The organism is Nocardioides sp. (assembly GCF_036274455.1).
In the GTDB taxonomy this organism is placed as follows: Bacteria; Actinomycetota; Actinomycetes; order Propionibacteriales; family Nocardioidaceae; genus Nocardioides.
Genome location: NZ_DASUFR010000174.1, coordinates 1 through 18848, shown reverse-complemented (window position 1 = coordinate 18848; position 18848 = coordinate 1). Strand labels below are relative to the sequence as shown.

Sequence of the window (18848 nt, the reverse complement as noted above, 5' to 3'; positions counted from 1 at the left end):
GTGTGTCGAGGCCCGCGCCCCTTCACTGGTCTGGACCACCTCGCGGACATCGCGAATGTCCGTTTGCTCGGATCGTCCGGGCGGCACCCTTCGGGCATGACCATTGCGCTGATGGTCGCCCTGGGACTGGCGGCCTGGACGGTGCTCTCGCTGCCGCTGGCCGTCCTCGTCGGCCGATGCATCGCGCTCTCCCCCGATCTGACGCCCGCGCGCGAGTTCCATACGCTGGAGGCATGAAGGTCCTCGTCACCGGCGGCGCCGGCTACATCGGCTCGGTCACGGCCAAGGCGCTGGAGGAGGCGGGACACGTCCCGGTCATCCTCGACTCGCTGCTCACCGGGCCGCAGGTGTTCGTGCGCGACCGCATCTTCTACGAGGGTGACATCGCCGACCGGGCGCTCGTCGCCCGCATCGTCGAAGAGCACCCGGACCTCGACGCCACCATCCACATGGCGGCCCGGATCGTGGTGCCGGAGTCGGTGGAGCTGCCCTACGAGTACTACCGCGACAACGTGGCGAAGTCGCTGGAGCTGTTCGACCAGCTCCACCAGCTCGGCAAGCCACGGGTGCTGTTCTCGAGCTCGGCGAGCCTCTACGCCCTCAAGCCGGACTTCGAGGTGCGCGAGGGGGACGCGCTCGACCCGACGTCGCCGTACGCGCGGACCAAGCGGATGATGGAGCAGGTCCTCGAGGACATGGCGGTCGCCACCGACCTGCGCGCGATCATCCTGCGCTACTTCAACCCGATCGGCTCCGACCCTGACCTCGAGTCCGGCATCTACGCCAAGGAGCCGAGCCACGTGCTCGGGCAGCTGGTGATGGCCGCGCGCGGCCAGAAGGACGCGTTCACGATCACCGGCACCGAACACCCGACCCGCGACGGCACCGGGATCCGCGACTACATCCACGTGTGGGACCTGGCCAGGGCGCACGTCCGGGCGATCGAGAGGTTCGACGACGTGATCGCCGCCTCCGGTGCGCCGAGCGTGGTCATCAACGTCGGCACCGGGTCGGGCGTGACCGTGCGGGAGCTCGTGGCCGCCTTCGAGAACGTCTTCGGCAAGCCGGTGCCGCTCCGCGAGGCCCCCCCGCGTCCGGGCGACGCTGTCGGCGCCTTCGCCAACGTCGACAGGGCACACGAGCTGCTCGGCTGGCACACCGAGCTCTCGCTCGAGGACGCGATCGCCTCGGCGCTGGCCTGGGGCGAGAAGCGCCAGGAGATCCTGGGCTACGAGTGAGCTGCCTGCTGACCGCCGTTCTCGTCGCCGCTCTCGGGTGGGGGCCTGCGGCGTCCTGCGCAGGTCTCGATGCAGGGGTGGAAACTGCTCCTCGACCACCGGTGACCCAGCGCCACTCGCAGCCCTTGGCGGGCAAGGTGATCGTGCTCGACGCCGGCCACCAGCTCGGCAACCACAACTTCCCGGCGCAGATCAACCGCCCGGTGCCGGCCGGTGGCTTCACCAAGCCGTGCAACACGACCGGTACGTCGACCGACGGCGGCTACTCGGAGGCCACGTTCGCGTGGAAGGTCACGAGCAGGCTGAAGGCCAAGCTCGAGAAGGCCGGCGCAACCGTGGTGCTGACCCGCAAGTCCAACCGCGAGGACCGCTGGGGCCCGTGCGTCGACTTCCGCGGACGCAAGGGCAACAAGCGGCACGCCGACCTCAAGATCAGCATCCACGGCGACGGGTCGCTGTCGTCCGGCGCGCACGGTTTCCACGTCATCTACCCACCCGACCGCGCCCCGTGGACCGACGACATCTTCGGGCCGTCCAAGCGGCTGGCCGAGGTGACCAAGGAAGCCCTGCTGAAGAAGGGCTTCTCGGTCGCCAACTACATCGCCGGCGGGGACGGCCTCGACGAGCGCGCGGACCTCGGCACCCTCAATCTCTCCGACGTGCCCGTGGTCATGCTCGAGTCGGGCAACATGCGCGACAGTGGCGACGCAGCCGTGATGACCTCGGCCAAGGGCCAGGAACGGTACGCCCGGGCGCTGGCGCTGGCGGTGCGCACCTACCTGGGTTAGACCTCGCTTCGGACCCACCGTCTAGCCTGAAACACATGGTGGGCGAGTGGTTCGACCGCAACACCCACCACTGGGACGACTGGTCGCTCGACCGGCTGCTCGAGGCCAAGGCCGGCCGGGTGGTGAGCCTCGTCGTACCCGCCCGCAACGAGGCCGCCACCGTCGGCGACGTGGTCAGCCGGGTGCGCGACGCGCTCGTCGACACCGTCGCGCTGCTCGACGAGATCGTGGTCATCGACTCGGACTCGACCGACGAGACCTACGTCGTGGCTTCCGACGCCGGCGCCGTTGTGCACCGCGCCGCCGAGATCAGGCCCGACCTCGGGACCGTGCCCGGCAAGGGCGAGGCGATGTGGAAGTCGCAGTTCGTGACCAAGGGCGAGGTCGTCGTCTTCATGGACGCCGACCTGCTCGACTGGGACACCCACTTCGTGCCCGGGCTGCTCGGCCCGCTCCTGACCAGGCCGGAGGTGCTGCTGGTCAAGGGGTTCTACGAGCGGCCGATGGGCTCGGGGGAGAGCGCGGTCCCGCTCGAGGGCGGCCGGGTCACCGAGCTCGTCGCCCGCCCGCTGATCCGGCTGCTCTTCCCCGAGCTGGCCGGACTGCACCAGCCGCTGGCCGGTGAGTGGGCGGTACGGCGCTCGCTGTTCGAGACGTTGAGGGTGCCGACCGGGTACGCCGTGGAGCTGGCCGCGCTCGTCGACACCGTCCGGGCCCACGGCCTCCACGCGTTGGCCCAGGTCGACCTCGGCACCCGGGCGCACCGGCACCAGAGCCTGCGCGACCTCGGCGGCATGGCCACCCAGATCCTCGCCGCGGCGCTCGCGCGAGCCGGCGTACCGACGGCGGGTGAGGTCGACTCGGAGCGGCCGCCGGCGGTGAGCGTCCCGTGACGCTGAAGCTCGGGCGGATCGCCTTCGACGACGAGGCCACGCTGATGATGGCGATCGTCAACCGGACCCCGGACTCCTTCTTCGACAAGGGGGCGACCTGGGAGGAGGACAAGGCCTTCGAGCGGGTCGCACAGGTCGCCGCCGAGGGCGCCGAGATCGTCGACATCGGCGGCATCAAGGCAGCACCCGGAGCCGAGATCGACGAGGCCGAGGAGAAGGCGCGGGTCGTGGACCTCGTCGCCCGGGTGCGCGAGTCGTTCCCCGCACTCGTCATCTCGGTCGACACCTGGCGGGCCTCGGTGGGCGACGCAGTCTGCGCCGCGGGCGCCGACCTCCTCAACGACGCGTGGGGTGGCGCCGACCCCGAGCTCGTCGACGTCGCGGCCCAGCACGGCGCGGCGATCGTCTGCACCCACACCGGCGGCGTGACCCCGCGGACCAGGCCCTACCGGATCGAGTACGACGACGTGGTGCGCTCGGCGATCGACGACACCGTCGCCTACGCCGAGCGCGCGCTGGCCGCCGGCGTCGGCCGCGACTCGATCGTCATCGACCCGGCCCACGACTTCGGCAAGAACACCTTCCACTCCCTCGAGGTCACTCGCCGGCTCGACGAGATGGTCGCGACGGGGTGGCCGGTGCTGGTCTCGCTCTCCAACAAGGACTTCGTCGGCGAGACCCTCGACCTGCCGGTGGGTGAGCGGCTGATCGGCACCCTGGCCGCCACGGCCGTCTGTGCGCTGGCCGGCGCCCGCATCTACCGCGTGCACCAGGTCGTCGAGACCCGGCAGACCGTCGACATGGCCAGCACGATCGCCGGCCGGCGGCCGCCCCGGCGGGCGATCAGGGGGATCCAGTGAGCGAGCAGAGGCCGCGAGGAACCAGCGGGCTCGTGGCTCGCGAAGGTCGAGCGAGCCGCGCGCACGAGCAACGAGGTCGCGACCGGCGCGTCGCAACCACCGCAGGGCAGGCTGGGACTCGACCGTGACCAGAGTGGTGCTCATACCCGGCGTGCTCGCCCTGCTGCCGGAGTACGCCAGCCTCGAGGACCCGGTCGCCGAGCTCCGCGCCGCTGCACTCGGCGCGGTCGGGTGGCTGGGCCGCGACGTGACCGTGCTGGCCGACGCGCAGGGTGCGCGGGTCGCGAGCCACCTGCTGGAGGCGACCTCGCGCAGCGGCGATGAGTCGTCCTACCTCGTGGTCGGCAACGGCTCCGCCAGGCGCACCGAGAAGGCGCCGGGCCACTTCGACGAGCGTGCGGAGGCGTTCGACCGCGCGCTGGGGCAGTCGCTTCGGGCCGGACATCCCGCGGTGGACGAGGCGCTGGCCCGCGAGCTGTGGGCCAGCACCGACGCGATCGTGGAGCTCGCCGAGCTCGACGGCGGCCTGGGCGAGGCGCAGGTCGACTACGACGACGCGCCGTACGGCGTGCAGTACTGGGTGATGCGATGGAACTGCAGAAGCTGAGCGAGCTGAGCGACGCCGATCTCGAGCGGGTCTATGCCGCGCCGTCGCTGCCCTGGCTCCGGGTCAACATGATCAGCACCGTCGACGGCGCGGCGACCGGCCCTGACGGCCGTACCGGGGGCATCAACAACGACGCCGACAAGCGGGTCTTCGACACCCTGCGCAGGCTCTGTGACGCGGTGGTGGTCGGGGCCGGCACCGCGCGCGACGAGGGTTATCGCGAGTCCGCCAAGCCGCTGGTCCTCGTCAGCCGGAGCGGCCGGGTCCCGGACCGGCTCCGCGACGCGACGCCGGGCTCGGTGCTGATGGCCACCTGTGCGCACGCGGACCACCTGGAGGAGACGCGGTCGCTGCTCGGCGACGGCAACGTCCTGGTGCTCGGTCACTACCACGTCGACCTCGCCGAGCTGAGGCGTTCACTGGCCGAGCGTGGCCTCACCCACCTGCTCGGCGAGGGCGGCCCGCACCTGCTGCGCGACCTGCTCGCCGAGGGCGTCGTCGACGAGCTCGACTGGACTGTCGCGCCCCGGCTGCTCGCCGGCGACCACCCGCGGATCACGTCTGGACCGCCGGTCGACGTACCACTCCGGCTCGGTCTGCTGCTCGAGGCGGAGGACACGCTGCTGGGTCGGTGGTTCCTGAAGGCGCCGGCAGGGTGAGGACGAAGGCGTTGCCGTCCCGCTCGTAGTGGGTCTCGCCGTGGTGGGCGGTCACCAGGTCCCGGACCACCGACAGTCCGAGCCCCGCCCCACCGGTCGCGGTCGAGCTGCCCTGGCTGTAGGGCTCGAAGAGCCGGGGGACGAACGGCGCGGGCACGCCGGCCCCGGCGTCCGAGACGCGGATGACGACCCCGCCCGGGTGGCGGGGGTCGGGCGCGGCCGCGATCCGCACGGGCTCGGCTCCGTGCTTCTGGGCGTTGCGGACCAGGTTGGCCAGGATCTGCTGGAGGCGCAGCGGGTCGGCGTACGCCGCGAGCCCGGGTGGGCAGTCCAGCTCGATGTCGAGGTCGGGGAAGCAGGTCGCGCACTCACCCAGCTGCAGGTTGAGGTCGAGCAGGACGGGAGTGACCACGAGGTCGCCGTGCTCGAGGGTCGCCGCGGCGAGCATGTCCTCGGTGAGGAGGGTGAGCCGCCGCGTCAGCATCCACGACCGCTCCAGCATCCGCCGGGCCAGTGCGCTGTCGAGGTCGTCCTCGCGGAGCATCTCGAGGTAGCCCTGCAGCCCGGCCAGCGGCGTGCGCATGTCGTGGCTGACCACCGCGGCCAGGTGGTCACGGATCCGGGTCGCCTCGACGAGCTCGGCGTTCTGCTCCTCGAGCCGTAGCGCGGTCTCGTAGGTCTTCGCCTGGAGCCGCGCACTCTCCCGCAGGATCGCGAGCATCACGAAGGCAGTGGCGGCCAGCCCCAGGATCCGGGCCAGGTAGAACGCGACCGAGAACGGCGCGACGGAGAGCGAGGTCAGCCAGACGTCGCCAAGGAACGCCACCGAGGCCACGACCGCCCAACGCTCCACGCCCTCGGTGCTGTGCCGCGACCCGACCCCCCACACCGCGAGCGCAACAGCGGCCAGGTTGAGGACGATCACCGAGGCGGTCGCGCCGCCCGTCAGCCCGGTGCCGTCCTCGGCGGTGACCGTGGGCAGCAGGCCGGGTGCGTTGGCGAGCACCAGCGCGAACACCAGCGAGAGGACGACGATGAACACCCACGAGATCGTGGCCCGGACCATCCGGCCGTGGCGGGCGCCGAGCGTGCGCTCGAGCCCCGCCGGCCACGGTGCCAGCGCCAGGCCGATCAGCACCGGCGGGACCACGTGCCACGAGAGCCACAGCCACTGGACGCTGTTGGGGTCTGCCCCCAGTGCGGGGTGGGCGCGCAGGATCCCGGGGGTCGCGGCTGCGATCTGCAGGGCGGCGGCGGCCGACCAGAGATAGGCCCAGGCCAGCGCCAGCAGCCGAGGCGAGCCGCCGACGCGGTACTGGCTCAGCAGCAGCAGGACGGTCAGCAGGCTGCAGCCCACGAGGAGGGCGACGCCGGGACCGGGGAAGCCGGGGATCCTCGGAAGCACGTCGGCACGCCATGGCAACGCCGCCAGGACCACCAGCGGGATGGCGGCCGCAATGACCAGGGGTGCACGCCCCCTCCCGAGCGGGTGCCCGACGCCCTCCAACGTCGTCACGTGGCCAGTCTCGGGAACAACGGTCCGCCCGGGGCGTCGACGCCTGCAAAACCGGCCGTCCGGCCCTGGGTATGGCCCGATCGGACTAGTCCGGGCCGACCCGGCCGACCGGCGAGGCACAATCGGCGGGTGCGCCGCAGCTCGGTCCTCGTCGCAGGCCTCCTGGCCGTCGTACCCGTCGTCCTCCCGCCGCCTACTTCGTCTCCGGCCGCGGCCACTCCGGCCGCAGCCGTCGCTCCCGTCCACACGCTGTCGGTCGGCGGCACCGGGGTGGGCAGCTACCCGGCCTTCGACCCCGCCGTGCAGCGGTACGCCGTCACGACGACGGCGGCGACCGGCGGCACGATCACCGTGCACGCCACCACCAGCGACCCCGCCGGAGTGGTCCGGGTCGACGGGCGGGTGGCGCCAGGCGGCACGGCGACGGTCACCGGGCTGACCGGCGGCGACGAGGTCTCGGTCTTGATCGAGGACTCGGCCGGCGTCGAACGGCACTCGCTGGTCTACTTGCCGGCGGGCTTCCCCGCGCTGGAGGCGACCGGACCGGCGCCCGGCCTGGCGCCAGGAGTGGTGGGGCTGACCCTCAACCCGATCCTCGGCCCGTCCCCACGGTTCGTGACGACCGTCGACCGCAACGGCGTGCCGACACACGTCCGCGTCGCTCCGGACGCCCACGACCTGAAGGACCAGCCGGACGGCAGCATCACCTACGCCGAGCCCACGACGACCCCGGGCCGGGTCGGCCACGCGACGGTCGTGCTGGACGACACGTGGCACGAGGTGCGCCGGCTCGAGACCGTCGGGCTGACCAACACCGACCTGCACGACTCGGTCCTGCTGCCGGACGGCACGTCGTGGCTGATGGCCTACGAGCCCGCCGCGGACCGATCGGGTGAGGTCGACTCCGTCATCGAGCACCTCGACGCGTCCGGGCACGAGCTCTGGCGCTGGAGCAGCGACGGGCTCCAGGACGAGAGCGTGGCGAGCGTGCCCAGTGGGCCGCGGTGGGACTACGCGCACCTCAACTCGATCGAGATGCTGCCCGACGGCGACCTGCTCGCGTCGTTCCGGCACCTCAGCGCGGTGTTGCGGATCGCGGGCTCCGACCACGACGGCTTCCAACGCGGGGACATCGAGTGGCGGCTGGGCGGCCGGCGCAGCGACTTCACCTTCGTCGGCGACCCCTACGACGGGCCGTGTGCGCAGCACACCGCGTCGATGCTCCCCGACGGGCACGTCCTGGTCTTCGACGACGGCTCCGGGCTGCTCGCCGGTGACCTGTGCGTCGACCCCGCCCACCCCGACGGGCCGTTCACGGCGCGCACGCAGAGCAGGGTCGCCGAGTACGCGCTGGACGGCGACACCGCCACGCTGGTGTGGTCCTACGAGCCGCCCGGCTGGTACTCGTGGTTCATGGGCTCGGCCCGCCGCCTCGACAACGGCGACACGCTGGTCGGCTGGGCGGCGGAGACCCGGGCACTGGCCCAGGAGGTCGACGGCGACGGCGAGATCCTGTGGCAGCTGCGGCTGGCCGACCCGCGGCCGTCGCCGCAGCCGATCTCCTACCGCGCCAGCCTGATGCAGGCCCGCGACGCCGAGCCGCCGGTGGTGGACACGGTGTGGCTCGTGGACGGCGCGACGTACCCGGAGGGACAGCAGGTCGCGGTCGACTTCCGCTGCACGGACCGCGGCGGCTCGTCGCTGTGGACCTGCGGCGGCGACGTGCGACCCGGCGACCTGCTGGACACCTCGACTCCGGGAAGGCACACGGTGCGCCTCACGGCCACAGATGGCGCCGGCAACACGACCACCGTGACCCGCAGCTACTCGGTCGTGGCGGCGTGGCAGCCCCGCTGGTCCAGGGACCACGTCGACAAGAGGCTGCGCGGCAAGCGCGTGACCGCCACCCTGCGGCTGGTCAACGAGGGACTGCGGCCCGACGCCTTCCGGATCAAGGGGACGCGGAGTACCGCCGCCCTGCAGGTGCGCTACCGGCTCGACGGCCGCGACGTCACGAGGCGGGTGGTGCGGGGGAGGCTCCGCACCGACGCGGTCGACCCGGGCGGGCAGCTCGTGCTCAAGGTCGTCGTCGTGCGCACCGCGCGCACCCGGCACGGCGCGCACCGGACGTTCAGCGTGACGGCGAGCTCCGTGGCCGCTCTCACGCGCCGGGCCCGGGCCGAGGTCGTGGTGCGCGCGACGTAGGCAACGCGTGGGCGGTGGCCTCGAGCCGCCCGGCCGGTCAGCTCACCTGAGCCGGCGAGGTGGGGGAGGACCGTTGCGCAGCCGCGGCTCGCTCGGCGGCCGACCAGGGCCGGAACGACTCCGCCGAGGCCATGTCCCACGACGCCTGGAACCGCGGGTTCGCAGTGCCGTCGAGGAGCTGTCCCAGCCGGCGGGACAGGTGTCGGCGCTCGACCGGGTCCCACGCGAGCTGTGGGGGACGGGCCTGGCTGGAGGGGATCGGGGCCGGCTGCGAGCGCGGAAGGAGGCCAGACCGGGCCTCGTGGTCCTGGGGGTCCTCGGGGGGCTTTGTCGTCGACTGGACACTCACTGCGCATCGCTCCCACCTGGTGCGACCTCCCGAGAGAATCCGACCCGGGCGTCCTTCCAGCGTCGTCACCTGCCGAGCCAGACTGGTCCGGGTCCGATGACGCGGTCATCGCCCGATATGGGCGATAGCGCAGTGGGTGGATCCAGGGTCAGCCCTCTTCGACGGGCGCTCCGGTGGGAGCACCCGCGCCGTGGTGGGCGTCCTGCTCGTCGTACTCCGCCAGCAGCCGTTCCTCGTCGTCCTTGCGGGGGAACAGGAAGAACACGATGGCGGCGCCCAGCAGGATCGCGACGATCCCCGCAGTGTAGGCCCAGTCCGCGCCGTCGAGGAAGGACGACTTGGCAGCAGCGGTGATGGCGTCGGCGTGGTCGGGATACCGCGCTGCCAAGGCCTCGGCCGAGGAGAAGGACTTGGTCAGTGCGGCCTGCGTCGACTGGCTGACCTGGCTCGACTGCGGGGAGGCGGCGATGGCCGAGGCGAACGCCGAGGCGTACCCGGCCGCTAGGAGTGCTCCGAGGATCGACTGCATGATGGCGCCGCCGAGGTCGCGCTGCAGGTCGGCGGTGCCCGATGCCATCCCGGCCCGACTGACCGGGACCGAGCCGGTCAGGGAGTGCGACGCAGGGGTGCCGGCGAACCCGACACCGGCACCGACCAGGGCATAGGCGAGCCCGATCGCCCAGTAGCCGACCCCCTCGTTCCAGAGCAGGAGCATCACGAGGAAGCCGGCCAGGCAGAATGCGTAGCCGATCAGCAGCGTCACGCGCGCCCCGAAGGCGTCGACCAGCTTGGCCGAACGCGGCGCGACCAGGACCATGCACAGCGCGGCCGGGACGATCGACGCGCCGGCGTCGAAGGTCGAGTAGCCCTGGACGTTCTGGAGGAACTGCTGCCCGACGAACATCGCGCCCATCAGCGTCCCGAAGACGATGATCCCGGCCACGGCGGCCACCCAGAACACGCGCCGCGACGCGACCTTCAGGTCATAGAGCGGGAACGCGTAGCGCCGCTGCCGAACGACGAAGGCGGCCGTGGCCACCAGCGCGACCGCGGCGAGTGTGAGCGTCAGCTTGGTCTTGTCGGGCACCGGCGCGAAGTTGATGGCGAGCACCAGGGTGGCGACGAGCACCACGGAGAGCACGCCCCCGACGTGGTCCACCGGGTCGGTCCCCTCGTTCACGTGGCTCGGCACGTACATGACCGCCATCACCAGGGCGACCACCGCGAGGGGCAGGGTGACGATGAAGACCGACCCCCACCAGAAGTGCTGGAGCAGCCACCCGGAGAGCAGGGGGCCGAGCGAGGAGATCGCACCACCGAGGCCCGACCAGAGCGCGATGGCGGTGGTCCGCGGACTGCCGACCCACAGCGCGGTGATGAGCGCAAGGGTCGTCGGGTAGGCCATGCCCGCCGAGAGCCCGCCCAGGACCCGCGCGACGACGAGCACGTTGTCCGAGGGGGCGTAGGCGGCGAGCAGGCAGGCGGGGACCGACAGCGAGACGCCGAGGACGAGCATCAGCTTGCGGCCGTACCGGTCGCCCAGCCCGCCGAGGTAGATGACCGAGGCGGCCAGGCCGAGCGAGTAGCCCACCGCGATCATGTTCAGGGTGGTCTGGGAGGAGTCGAAGGCCTTGCCGATGTCGGGCAGCGCCACGTTGGCCACCGCGAGGTTGAGGTTGGCAACGGCCGCCACCAGGATCAGGGAGATCAGCACCAGACCGGCGCGAGCAGGGCTCCGGTCGGTCGACGCCTCGTTCATGGCCCTCCTCGGTGCATCGGGCCCGGGCGCGTGGATGCAGAGTCCCGGTCCGGACACTGATCATCTCGGGACTTCACGCCGGTCATATCACCAGCAGCGGGTGAATCTTCGCGACGTTGGTCAGGTCTCGACCAGGGCTCGTGCCTCCAGGAGCGAGGGGCCGTACCACGTGAGCAGCCGGCCGCTGACCAACCTGGTCCCGGTGGTGCGGAACGCCTCGGGCCCGTCGTCGGCGGTGAACGCATAGGGCTCGTCGGGCAGCAGCACCAGGTCGACGTCCCTGGCCTCGATGTCGACCGGGTCGGCCTTGGGGTAGCGGTCGGCGCTGTCGGCGTAGGCGTTGGCCCAGCCGAGCCGCCGGGCCAGGTCCCCGGTGAACGTGCGGCCGCCCACGACCATCCATGGATCGCGCCAGATCGGGATGGCCACCGTGTGGGTGACGTCCGGCAGCGGTCCGCACCACCGGTCGCGCACCTCGTCCAGCCACTCCGGCCGCTCCCAGCCGAGCACCTGGTCGAAGAGGTGCTCGAAGGTCTCGACCGCCTCGGGCACGGTCTCGATCCGGGTGACGTGGACCTCGACGCCGGACTCGCGGAGGCGGCGTACGTCGAGCTCGCGGTTCTCCTCGTGGTTGGCGATCACCACGTCGGGTCGAAGCCTCCGGATGGTCTCGAGGTTCGGGTTCTTGGTGCCGCGGACCCGTGCCTCGAGCGTGTCGTCGAGGTCCGCGGGGTGGGTGCACCAGTCGGTCGCGCCGACGACCGCCTCCCGGCGTACGGACGCCAAGGCCTCGGTGATGCTTGGGACGAGGCTCACGACCCGCGTGACACTGCCCATGGTCTGGTTCCAGCCTCCGCTGCGGTGGTTTCGAGACGGCTCGCTCAGCCCCTCCTTCGTCGGGTCTGAGCCGAGCCTCCTCAACCTCTTCGCCGACCGGAGCCTTCGCAAGCTCAGGCTCCGGGCTCAGACATTCCGCCGGTAGGCACCGCCCACCTCGAAGAACGCCTCGGTCACCTGGCCGAGCGAGCAGACGCGGGCGGCGTCCATGAGGACGGCGAACACGTTCTCGCCGCTTGTGGCGGACTCCTTGAGCCGCTCGAGGGCGGCGGCCGCCTCCTGCTCGTGGTCCCTCTGGAAGGCACGCACGCGGCGCAGCTGCGACTCCTTCTCGGCCTCGGTGGCGCGGGCGAGCTCGACGTGGTCGGGGGTGCCGTCGTGGGCGTCCTTGCGCCGGAAGGTGTTGACGCCGATGATCGGCAGCGAGCCGTCGTGCTTGCGCTGCTCGTAGAGCATCGACTCGTCCTGGATCCGGCCGCGCTGGTAGCCGGTCTCCATCGCGCCGAGGACGCCGCCGCGCTCGTTGATCGCGTCGAACTCCCTGAGCACCGCCTCCTCCACGAGGTCGGTGAGCTCGTCGATGATGTAGGAGCCCTGGAGCGGGTTCTCGTTCATGGCGAGGCCCCACTCCTTGTTGATGATCAGCTGGATCGCCAGCGCGCGACGCACCGACTCCGCCGACGGCGTGGTCACCGCCTCGTCGTAGGCGTTGGTGTGCAGCGAGTTGGCGTTGTCGTAGATCGCGATCAGCGCCTGGAGGGTGGTGCGGATGTCGTTGAAGTCCATCTCCTGGGCGTGCAGGGACCGGCCGCTGGTCTGCACGTGGTACTTCAGCTTCTGGGAGCGCTCGTTGGCGCCGTACTTCTCCTTCATCGCGATCGCCCAGATCCGGCGGGCCACCCGGCCGATGACGGAGTACTCCGGGTCCATGCCGTTGCTGAAGAAGAACGACAGGTTCGGGGCGAAGTCGTCGATGTCCATGCCGCGCGCGAGGTAGGCCTCGACGTAGGTGAACCCGTTGGCCAGCGTGAACGCGAGCTGGCTGATCGGGTTCGCCCCGGCCTCGGCGATGTGGTAGCCGGAGATGGAGACCGAGTAGAAGTTGCGGACCCCGTGCTCGATGAACCACTCCTGGATGTCGGCCATGCAGCGCAGGCTGAACTCGGTGGAGAACAGGCAGGTGTTCTGTCCCTGGTCCTCCTTCAGGATGTCGGCCTGCACGGTGCCGCGGACCGTCCGCAGCGCCTCGGCGGGGTCGATGCCCTTCTCGCGGGCCTGGTCCATCGCGGTGTTGAGGAAGAACGCGAGCACCGTCGGTGCCGGCCCGTTGATCGTCATGCTCACCGACGTCGTCGGATCGAGCAGGTCGAAGCCGTCGTAGAGCTCCTTCATGTCGTCGAGCGTCGCGACGCTGACGCCGGAGGTGCCGACCTTGCCGTAGATGTCGGGGCGTTCGTCGGGGTCGCGCCCGTAGAGCGTGACCGAGTCGAACGCCGTGGAGAGCCGGGTAGCCGGCTGGCCCTCGGACAGGACCTTGAACCGGCGGTTGGTACGCGCCGGGTCACCCTCGCCGGCGAACATCCGCGCGGGGTCCTCGTTGTCGCGTTTGAAGGAGAAGACACCGGCGGTGAAGGGGAACCGGCCCGGCAGGTTCTCCCGGCGGAAGTAGCGGACCAGCTCGCCGTGGTCGGTGTACGCCGGCAGCGCGACCCGCGGGACCCGGTTGCCGGAGAGGGACTCGCGGCCGGGGTGCACGGCGTACTCCTCGACGACCGAGGGCCACTCCTCGAGCTGCTTGCGGACCTCGGGGTCGAGCGCCTCGCGCGCGTCGGTCGCCATCGTCCTCACGACGTCCGCTGCGGACGTCTCGACAGGCTCGACGAGCGTGGTCACCTTCTCGAGCGCCTGCAGAGACCTCGCCTGCTCGACCAGCTCGTCGGTGCGAGCGTGGTGGTCCCGGATCGTCTGGGTGATCTCCGAGAGGTAGCGGACCCGGTCGGAGGGGACGACCTGGCGCAGCTTCGAGGAGTGCCGGACGTCGACATGGGGGAGCGTGCCGTCGTCGAGCCGGAGGCCGTGCTCGCCGAGCAGCCCCGCGAGGTGCTGGTAGAGCGCGGTCACGCCATCGTCGTTGAACGTCGCCGCGCTGGTGCCGAAGACCGGCATGTCCTCGGGCTTCTTGCCGAAGGCCTCGCGGTTGCGCACCAGCTGGCGGCCCACGTCGCGCATCGCGTCCTCGGCGCCGCGGCGCTCGAACTTGTTGATGGCCACCACGTCGGCGAAGTCGAGCATGTCGATCTTCTCGAGCTGGCTGGCCGCGCCGAACTCCGGCGTCATGACGTACATCGCGGTGTCGACGAAGGGAACGACCGCGGCGTCGCCCTGGCCGATGCCCGGGGTCTCGACCACGACGAGGTCGAAGCCGGCGGCCTTGAGCACCGTGATGACCTGGCTGAGGTAGTCAGGCAGCTCGTGCGCGCCACGAGTGGCCAGGCTGCGGAAGTAGACGCGGTCGCCGTCGAGGGAGTTCATCCGGATCCGGTCGCCGAGCAGCGCGCCGCCGCCCTTCCGGCGGGAGGGGTCGACCGCGACCACCGCGATGCGGACCTTGTCCTGTTGGTCGACGCGGAGCCGGCGTACGAGCTCGTCGGTGAGGCTGGACTTGCCCGAGCCGCCGGTGCCGGTGATGCCGAGGACCGGGACCTGGTGCTTGGCTGCCGCCTGCTCGAGTGCCTGCTGGGTCTCGGGTGGGAGCTTGCCCTCCTCGACGCCGGTGATGGCCCGCGCGATCGCCACGCGGTCGCCACTGATGACCTCCTCGGCGCTGACCTGCCTGGCGTCCCAGAGGTCGAAGTCGAGGTCCGCGATGACGCTGTTGATCATCCCGGGTAGCCCCAGCCGCTGCCCGTCCTCGGGGGAGAAGATCGTGATCCCGCTCTGCCGCAGTCGCTCGATCTCGTCGTGCACGATCACGCCGCCCCCGCCGCCCACCACGTGGACGTGGCCGGCGCCGCGCTGCCGCAGCGACTCGACGAGATACTCGAAGTACTCGATGTGGCCGCCCTGGTAGCTGCTGACCGCGACGCCCTGGACGTCCTCCTCGATCGCGGCGTCCACGACCTCCTGCACCGAGCGGTTGTGCCCGAGGTGCACGACCTCGCAGCCCTGGCTCATGAAGATGCGCCGCATGATGTTGATCGACGCGTCGTGCCCGTCGAACAGGCTGGACGCGGTCACCAGCCGCACCGGGTTGGTCGGGACGTGGAGCTCGGACATATCCGTGGACCTTCGGTAGTTGGATGTCCTAGTAATTATGGCACGGGGGTCGTCCGTTCGCGAATGGGTCGCCGGATATCCGGCTCTTCTGACTGATCCGTAGGTGGGCGGCCGCGCGCGTAGCACGCCGCAACCCGAGCGGCGCGCTTGGGGGCGCGCAAGGGCGGAGCAAGCTCCGCCCCGCATGCGCGGCCGCCCGGGGCGTGTTCTGCGATTTGCACCGCATATTGGCCACCCAGGACGCCCGAGATGCGGCGCAAATTACTGGACCCCGGCTTTGCCGAAGATCTCCGGCACCAGGTGCCGATTTCCCTCCGCACACCCCATCATCGGGGCCGGCGGGGCGAGACGCGATCCGGTAGGCGCGCGGGCACCCACGGATCCGGTGACCGCGACCGCCGGCTCCGCCCTCAGTCGACCGTGTCGCCGGCGTCCTTGCGCAGGGCACCGAGCAGGCGGGTCAGCTCCTCGAGCTCGCGGGCGGAGAGGCCGGGTTTCTGGAACACCTCGCTGTTGAGCCCGTCGGTGGCCTTCTCGACCACGGCCCGGCCGGTCTCGGTGATCTCGGCGAGCACGACCCGACGGTCGTCGTCGCGGCGCTGGCGGGCGACGAAGCCCTGCCGTTCGAGACGGTCGACCGCGCTGGTCACCGAGGTCGGATGCACCTGGAGCAGCGAGCCGAGCCGGGTCATCGGCATCGCTCCGGCCGAGGAGAACGACAGCAGCCGCAGCACCTCGTAGCGGGCGAAGGTGAGAGCCAGCGGGCGGAGCACCGCGTCGATCCGCTCCAGCAGCAGCTGCTGGGCGCGGACCAGCGAGGTCACCATGACCATCCCGTCGGCGGCGTCAGCCCACCCGTGCTTGACCCACTGCCGGTGCGCCTCGCGGATCGGATCCCGAGCCCGCTCGGACTGGCGCAGCGCTTCGCGGACCGGATCCCGCCCGGTGTCTGGGTCGGGCTCGCTCACACGCAGCATCGTAGGCAGTGGCCGGGGCTCGCGCCGGGACCAGCCACACCACGAGCACCGGCAGCGGGCAGGCCAGCGCGACCAGCACCAGCGCCGGCCCGGGGCCGGTGTGCCTCGCCAGCGCCGGCGCGACCAGGCTGCCGACCAGGCAGGCGCCGACCATGACGCTGTCCGCGACACCGAGGGCGCCAGCGCGGTAGCGGTCCGGTACGGCGTCCTGCAGGGTCCCGGTGAGGAGGCTCTCGACGACCACGGCCGTGGCCCCGGCGAGCGCGAGCAGCGGGAGCGCCGGCCACGGGACGGGCGTCGCGGCCACCAGCGCGACCGCGCCACCGATCACCAGCAGGCCCCTCGGCACGGACACGGTGGCCAGCCGGGACAGCAGCGGAGCGCCGAGCGCCCCGAACCCCAGACAGGCGGTGGCCAGTCCGAACGCCGCGTCACCGCGGTGCCACGCGTCCTCGCTCAGCGGGAGCAGCACGAACCCGGTGACGGTGCACACGAGGTTGAGCAGCCCGGCCACGGCCAGCGCACCCAGCGCCGGCCGGCAGTGCAGCACGTGCCGCAGCATCCCGGCCACGGCCTCGGGCGCCCGCTCCACCGGCCCCGGGATGCCGATCCCGGTGGAGAGGGCGAGCCCGGTCGCGGCGAGGGCCACCGCGGCGGGGAAGGTCCACGCACGCAGCGAGTCGGCCAGCAGCAGCCCGCCCAGCGCCGGGCCGACCACCCACGACGACACCTCGATCGTCACCAGCGACTCGGTGGCCCGCGCCCGGCGAGGACCGGCGAGCTCGGGCAGCGCCGCGGCGATCGCGGGGTAGGCCGGCGTGCCGAACAGCACTGCCGCCGCGGAGAGGGCCACGGCGAGTCCGACCCGGTCGCCGGCGACGGCGACCGCGGCGGCACCCAGGGCGGCGAGCCGCAGCACCATCGTGGCGCGCAGCAGGCGGTCGCGCCGCACGTGGTCGCCGAGCGACCCGACGGCCCAGGAGAGCAGGACGTACGGCGCCATCCGGGCCGCCCCGGCCAGGCCGACGGCCCAAGCACCATGGGTAGCGTCGGCGTACCGGTCCCACACGAGGACCAGCAGCAGCGGCCAGGGCAGCCCGGTGGCCAGGGTCGCGCAGCCGTACGCCACCAGCAGGCGGCGCACCCCCCTCACGGCCGCACGACCGAGCTCAGCGGTGCGAAGCCGTTGAACCCCACCGTGGAGTACGTCGAGACGTAGACGCCGGCGCAGTGGAGCCGCACCTGGTCGCCCTCGGCCAGCGCCAGCGGCAGCTCGACCATCTGGTCCTGGTAGAGCACGTCCGCGCTGTCGCAGGTCGGCCCGGCCAGCACGCACGGCCCGGTCGGCCCGGGGACGTCGGTGGCCAGCGGATACCTGATCGCCTCCTCGAGGGTCTCGACCAGGCCGCTGAAGACGCCTGCGTCGAGGAACACCCACCGCGTCCCGCCGCGGTGCACCACGCCGATGACCGTGGTCACCAGGACGCCGGCGTCCGCGGCGATCCCGCGGCCGGGCTCGGCGATCGTGGTGGGCCGGTGGTCACCGAACGCCGCGGACAGGTGCCGCTCGATCGCCGCGCCGTACTCCTCGGGCGGCGGGCAGCCGTCGTCCAGCCGGGCGGGGAAGCCGCCGCCGAGGTCGAGCAGCCACGGGTCGAGACCCTCGGCGCGCAGCACCCCGAAGACGCTCGCCGCTGCGGAGATGGGCCGGTGCCAGGCCTCGGGGTCGCGCTGCTGGGAGCCGACGTGGAACGAGATCCCGTCGGCGCGCAACCCGAGTCGCGCGGCCTCCCGGAGGATCGTCACCGCCTCGCCGGTCGAGCAGCCGTACTTGCGCGACAGCGGCCAGTCCGACCCCTCGCCGGACGTGACCAGCCGGCAGAGCACGCCGCTGCCGGGTGCGGCCCCGGCAACCTTGGCCACCTCGCCCGGCGAGTCGACCACGAACAGGTCGACGCCGAGCCGGGCCGCGAACCGCACGTCCTCGCGCCGCTTGACCGGGTTGGAGTAGACGAGGTCACCGGCGGACGCGCCGGCCACCAGGGCCGCGGTGATCTCGGCCGGGCTGGCCACGTCGAACCGGCAGCCCGCGGTGGCCAGCGCCGCCAGCAGCGTCTGGTCCGGGTTGGCCTTGACCGCGTAGTGCAGCGCGGTGCCGGGCAGCGCCGCGGCGAGGCGACGGTAGGCCGCCACGGCCTGCGACACGTCGAAGTCGAGGTACGGCGTGAGCCGGGTGGCGGCCGGCAAGGGTGTCCCGAGACCGTTCACGGCCGTGGGCAGGCACAGGTCGGTCATGCCCGAGCAGAGCGGACCGCCGGACCCGGGATATGGCTCGAAGTGACTATTCCCGGCGCTCTGCTGGATGCACCACCAGCCCCGCTCGGTGGGTTTGCGGAGGGGAATCGGCACCTGGTGCCGGAGATCCTCGGCGAAGACGGTCCGGGGGATTTGCACCACATCCGTGGGCTCCTGGTGGCGAATCTGCGGTGCAAATCGCAGAACCCGAGCAGGGCGGCCGCGCATGCGGGTTGCCGCGTGCCACGCGCGCGCGGCCACCCACCCACGGATCGGTCACAAGGGCCGACTTCCGTGCGGGCTCAGCGGCGCAGGGAGGTCCTCCGCGCCATGTGCGAGAGCTTCTCCGGGTTGCGGACCGCGTAGAGCTCGACGACCCGGCCGTCCTCGATCCGGACGCCGAGGACGCTGTCCAGCCTGCCCCGCACGAGCTCAGGCCGGTCACTGCTCGCGGGCGGGCGGCATCTGGTGCTCGAAGGCCCCAGACAGGGGACCCGACGAGAGGACGACGATGGAACCCCGGATCAACTTCACCGACAACGAGGTCGGCGGCAAGATCGCCAAGAGGCTGTTCAACGTCAACCTGGCG

At 71.8% G+C, this 18848-nt stretch carries 16 protein-coding genes; 8 read left to right on the top strand and 8 right to left on the bottom strand.

Annotated features, from left to right (window positions below):
- Nucleotides 1-96: 96 nt before the first annotated feature.
- From VFV89_RS17285 to VFV89_RS17255, 7 genes are all read left to right on the top strand, one after another.
- Nucleotides 97-237 (top strand): hypothetical protein, encoded by a 141-nt coding sequence (locus VFV89_RS17285; protein ID WP_329707202.1) that lies wholly within the window; start codon nucleotides 97-99, stop codon nucleotides 235-237.
- Nucleotides 234-1238 (top strand): UDP-glucose 4-epimerase GalE, encoded by a 1005-nt coding sequence (galE, locus tag VFV89_RS17280; protein WP_329707201.1) that lies wholly within the window; start codon nucleotides 234-236, stop codon nucleotides 1236-1238. Before VFV89_RS17285 ends, galE begins: the two co-directional genes overlap by 4 nt.
- 101 nt (nucleotides 1239-1339) lie before the next feature.
- Nucleotides 1340-2026, top strand: coding sequence for an N-acetylmuramoyl-L-alanine amidase (locus VFV89_RS17275; protein ID WP_329707200.1), 687 nt, complete (start codon nucleotides 1340-1342; stop codon nucleotides 2024-2026).
- Between the two features lie 35 nt (nucleotides 2027-2061).
- Nucleotides 2062-2919, top strand: coding sequence for a glucosyl-3-phosphoglycerate synthase (locus VFV89_RS17270; protein WP_329707199.1), 858 nt, complete (start codon nucleotides 2062-2064; stop codon nucleotides 2917-2919).
- Complete coding sequence (gene folP, locus VFV89_RS17265; protein WP_329707198.1) at nucleotides 2916-3779, top strand: dihydropteroate synthase; 864 nt, start codon at nucleotides 2916-2918, stop codon at nucleotides 3777-3779. Before VFV89_RS17270 ends, folP begins: the two co-directional genes overlap by 4 nt.
- A 133-nt stretch (nucleotides 3780-3912) precedes the next feature.
- Nucleotides 3913-4386 (top strand): hypothetical protein, encoded by a 474-nt coding sequence (locus VFV89_RS17260; protein ID WP_329707197.1) that lies wholly within the window; start codon nucleotides 3913-3915, stop codon nucleotides 4384-4386.
- A complete protein-coding gene (locus tag VFV89_RS17255; RefSeq protein ID WP_329707196.1) occupies nucleotides 4368-5045 on the top strand; it encodes a dihydrofolate reductase family protein in 678 nt (225 codons plus the stop codon). Before VFV89_RS17260 ends, VFV89_RS17255 begins: the two co-directional genes overlap by 19 nt.
- Here VFV89_RS17255 and VFV89_RS17250 read toward each other — a convergent pair.
- The gene (locus VFV89_RS17250) at nucleotides 4942-6561 is read right to left on the bottom strand and encodes an ATP-binding protein (protein WP_329707195.1); all 1620 of its coding nucleotides are present in this window, start codon (nucleotides 6559-6561) and stop codon (nucleotides 4942-4944) included. The two genes, VFV89_RS17255 and VFV89_RS17250, sit on opposite strands and share 104 nt — an antisense overlap.
- 129 nt (nucleotides 6562-6690) lie before the next feature.
- On the opposite strand from VFV89_RS17250, the gene VFV89_RS17245 reads away from it, so the two are divergent.
- Nucleotides 6691-8766, top strand: coding sequence for an aryl-sulfate sulfotransferase (locus VFV89_RS17245; RefSeq protein WP_329707194.1), 2076 nt, complete (start codon nucleotides 6691-6693; stop codon nucleotides 8764-8766).
- Nucleotides 8767-9263: 497 nt separating this feature from the next.
- Here VFV89_RS17245 and VFV89_RS17240 read toward each other — a convergent pair whose 3' ends face one another.
- The 7 genes from VFV89_RS17240 to VFV89_RS17210 all read right to left on the bottom strand — a co-directional run bounded on the left by VFV89_RS17240 (nucleotide 9264) and on the right by VFV89_RS17210 (nucleotide 18687).
- On the bottom strand, nucleotides 9264-10874 hold the full coding sequence (locus tag VFV89_RS17240) for an MFS transporter (protein ID WP_329707193.1): 1611 nt from the start codon (nucleotides 10872-10874) through the stop codon (nucleotides 9264-9266).
- Between the two features lie 120 nt (nucleotides 10875-10994).
- Nucleotides 10995-11711, bottom strand: a complete 717-nt coding sequence (locus VFV89_RS17235) for a helical backbone metal receptor (RefSeq protein ID WP_329707192.1) — start codon at nucleotides 11709-11711, stop codon at nucleotides 10995-10997.
- A gap of 126 nt (nucleotides 11712-11837) precedes the next feature.
- Nucleotides 11838-14987 (bottom strand): fused isobutyryl-CoA mutase/GTPase IcmF, encoded by a 3150-nt coding sequence (icmF, locus tag VFV89_RS17230; RefSeq protein WP_329707191.1) that lies wholly within the window; start codon nucleotides 14985-14987, stop codon nucleotides 11838-11840.
- 410 nt (nucleotides 14988-15397) lie between these two features.
- The gene (locus tag VFV89_RS17225; RefSeq protein WP_329707190.1) at nucleotides 15398-15814 is read right to left on the bottom strand and encodes a MarR family winged helix-turn-helix transcriptional regulator; all 417 of its coding nucleotides are present in this window, start codon (nucleotides 15812-15814) and stop codon (nucleotides 15398-15400) included.
- A 19-nt stretch (nucleotides 15815-15833) separates the two neighbouring features.
- Nucleotides 15834-17108, bottom strand: a complete 1275-nt coding sequence (locus tag VFV89_RS17220; protein ID WP_329707189.1) for an MFS transporter — start codon at nucleotides 17106-17108, stop codon at nucleotides 15834-15836.
- Nucleotides 17109-17113: 5 nt separating this feature from the next.
- On the bottom strand, nucleotides 17114-18373 hold the full coding sequence (locus tag VFV89_RS17215; protein ID WP_329707188.1) for a type III PLP-dependent enzyme: 1260 nt from the start codon (nucleotides 18371-18373) through the stop codon (nucleotides 17114-17116).
- 188 nt (nucleotides 18374-18561) lie between these two features.
- On the bottom strand, nucleotides 18562-18687 hold the full coding sequence (locus VFV89_RS17210) for a hypothetical protein (protein ID WP_329707187.1): 126 nt from the start codon (nucleotides 18685-18687) through the stop codon (nucleotides 18562-18564).
- Nucleotides 18688-18848: the final 161 nt, after the last annotated feature.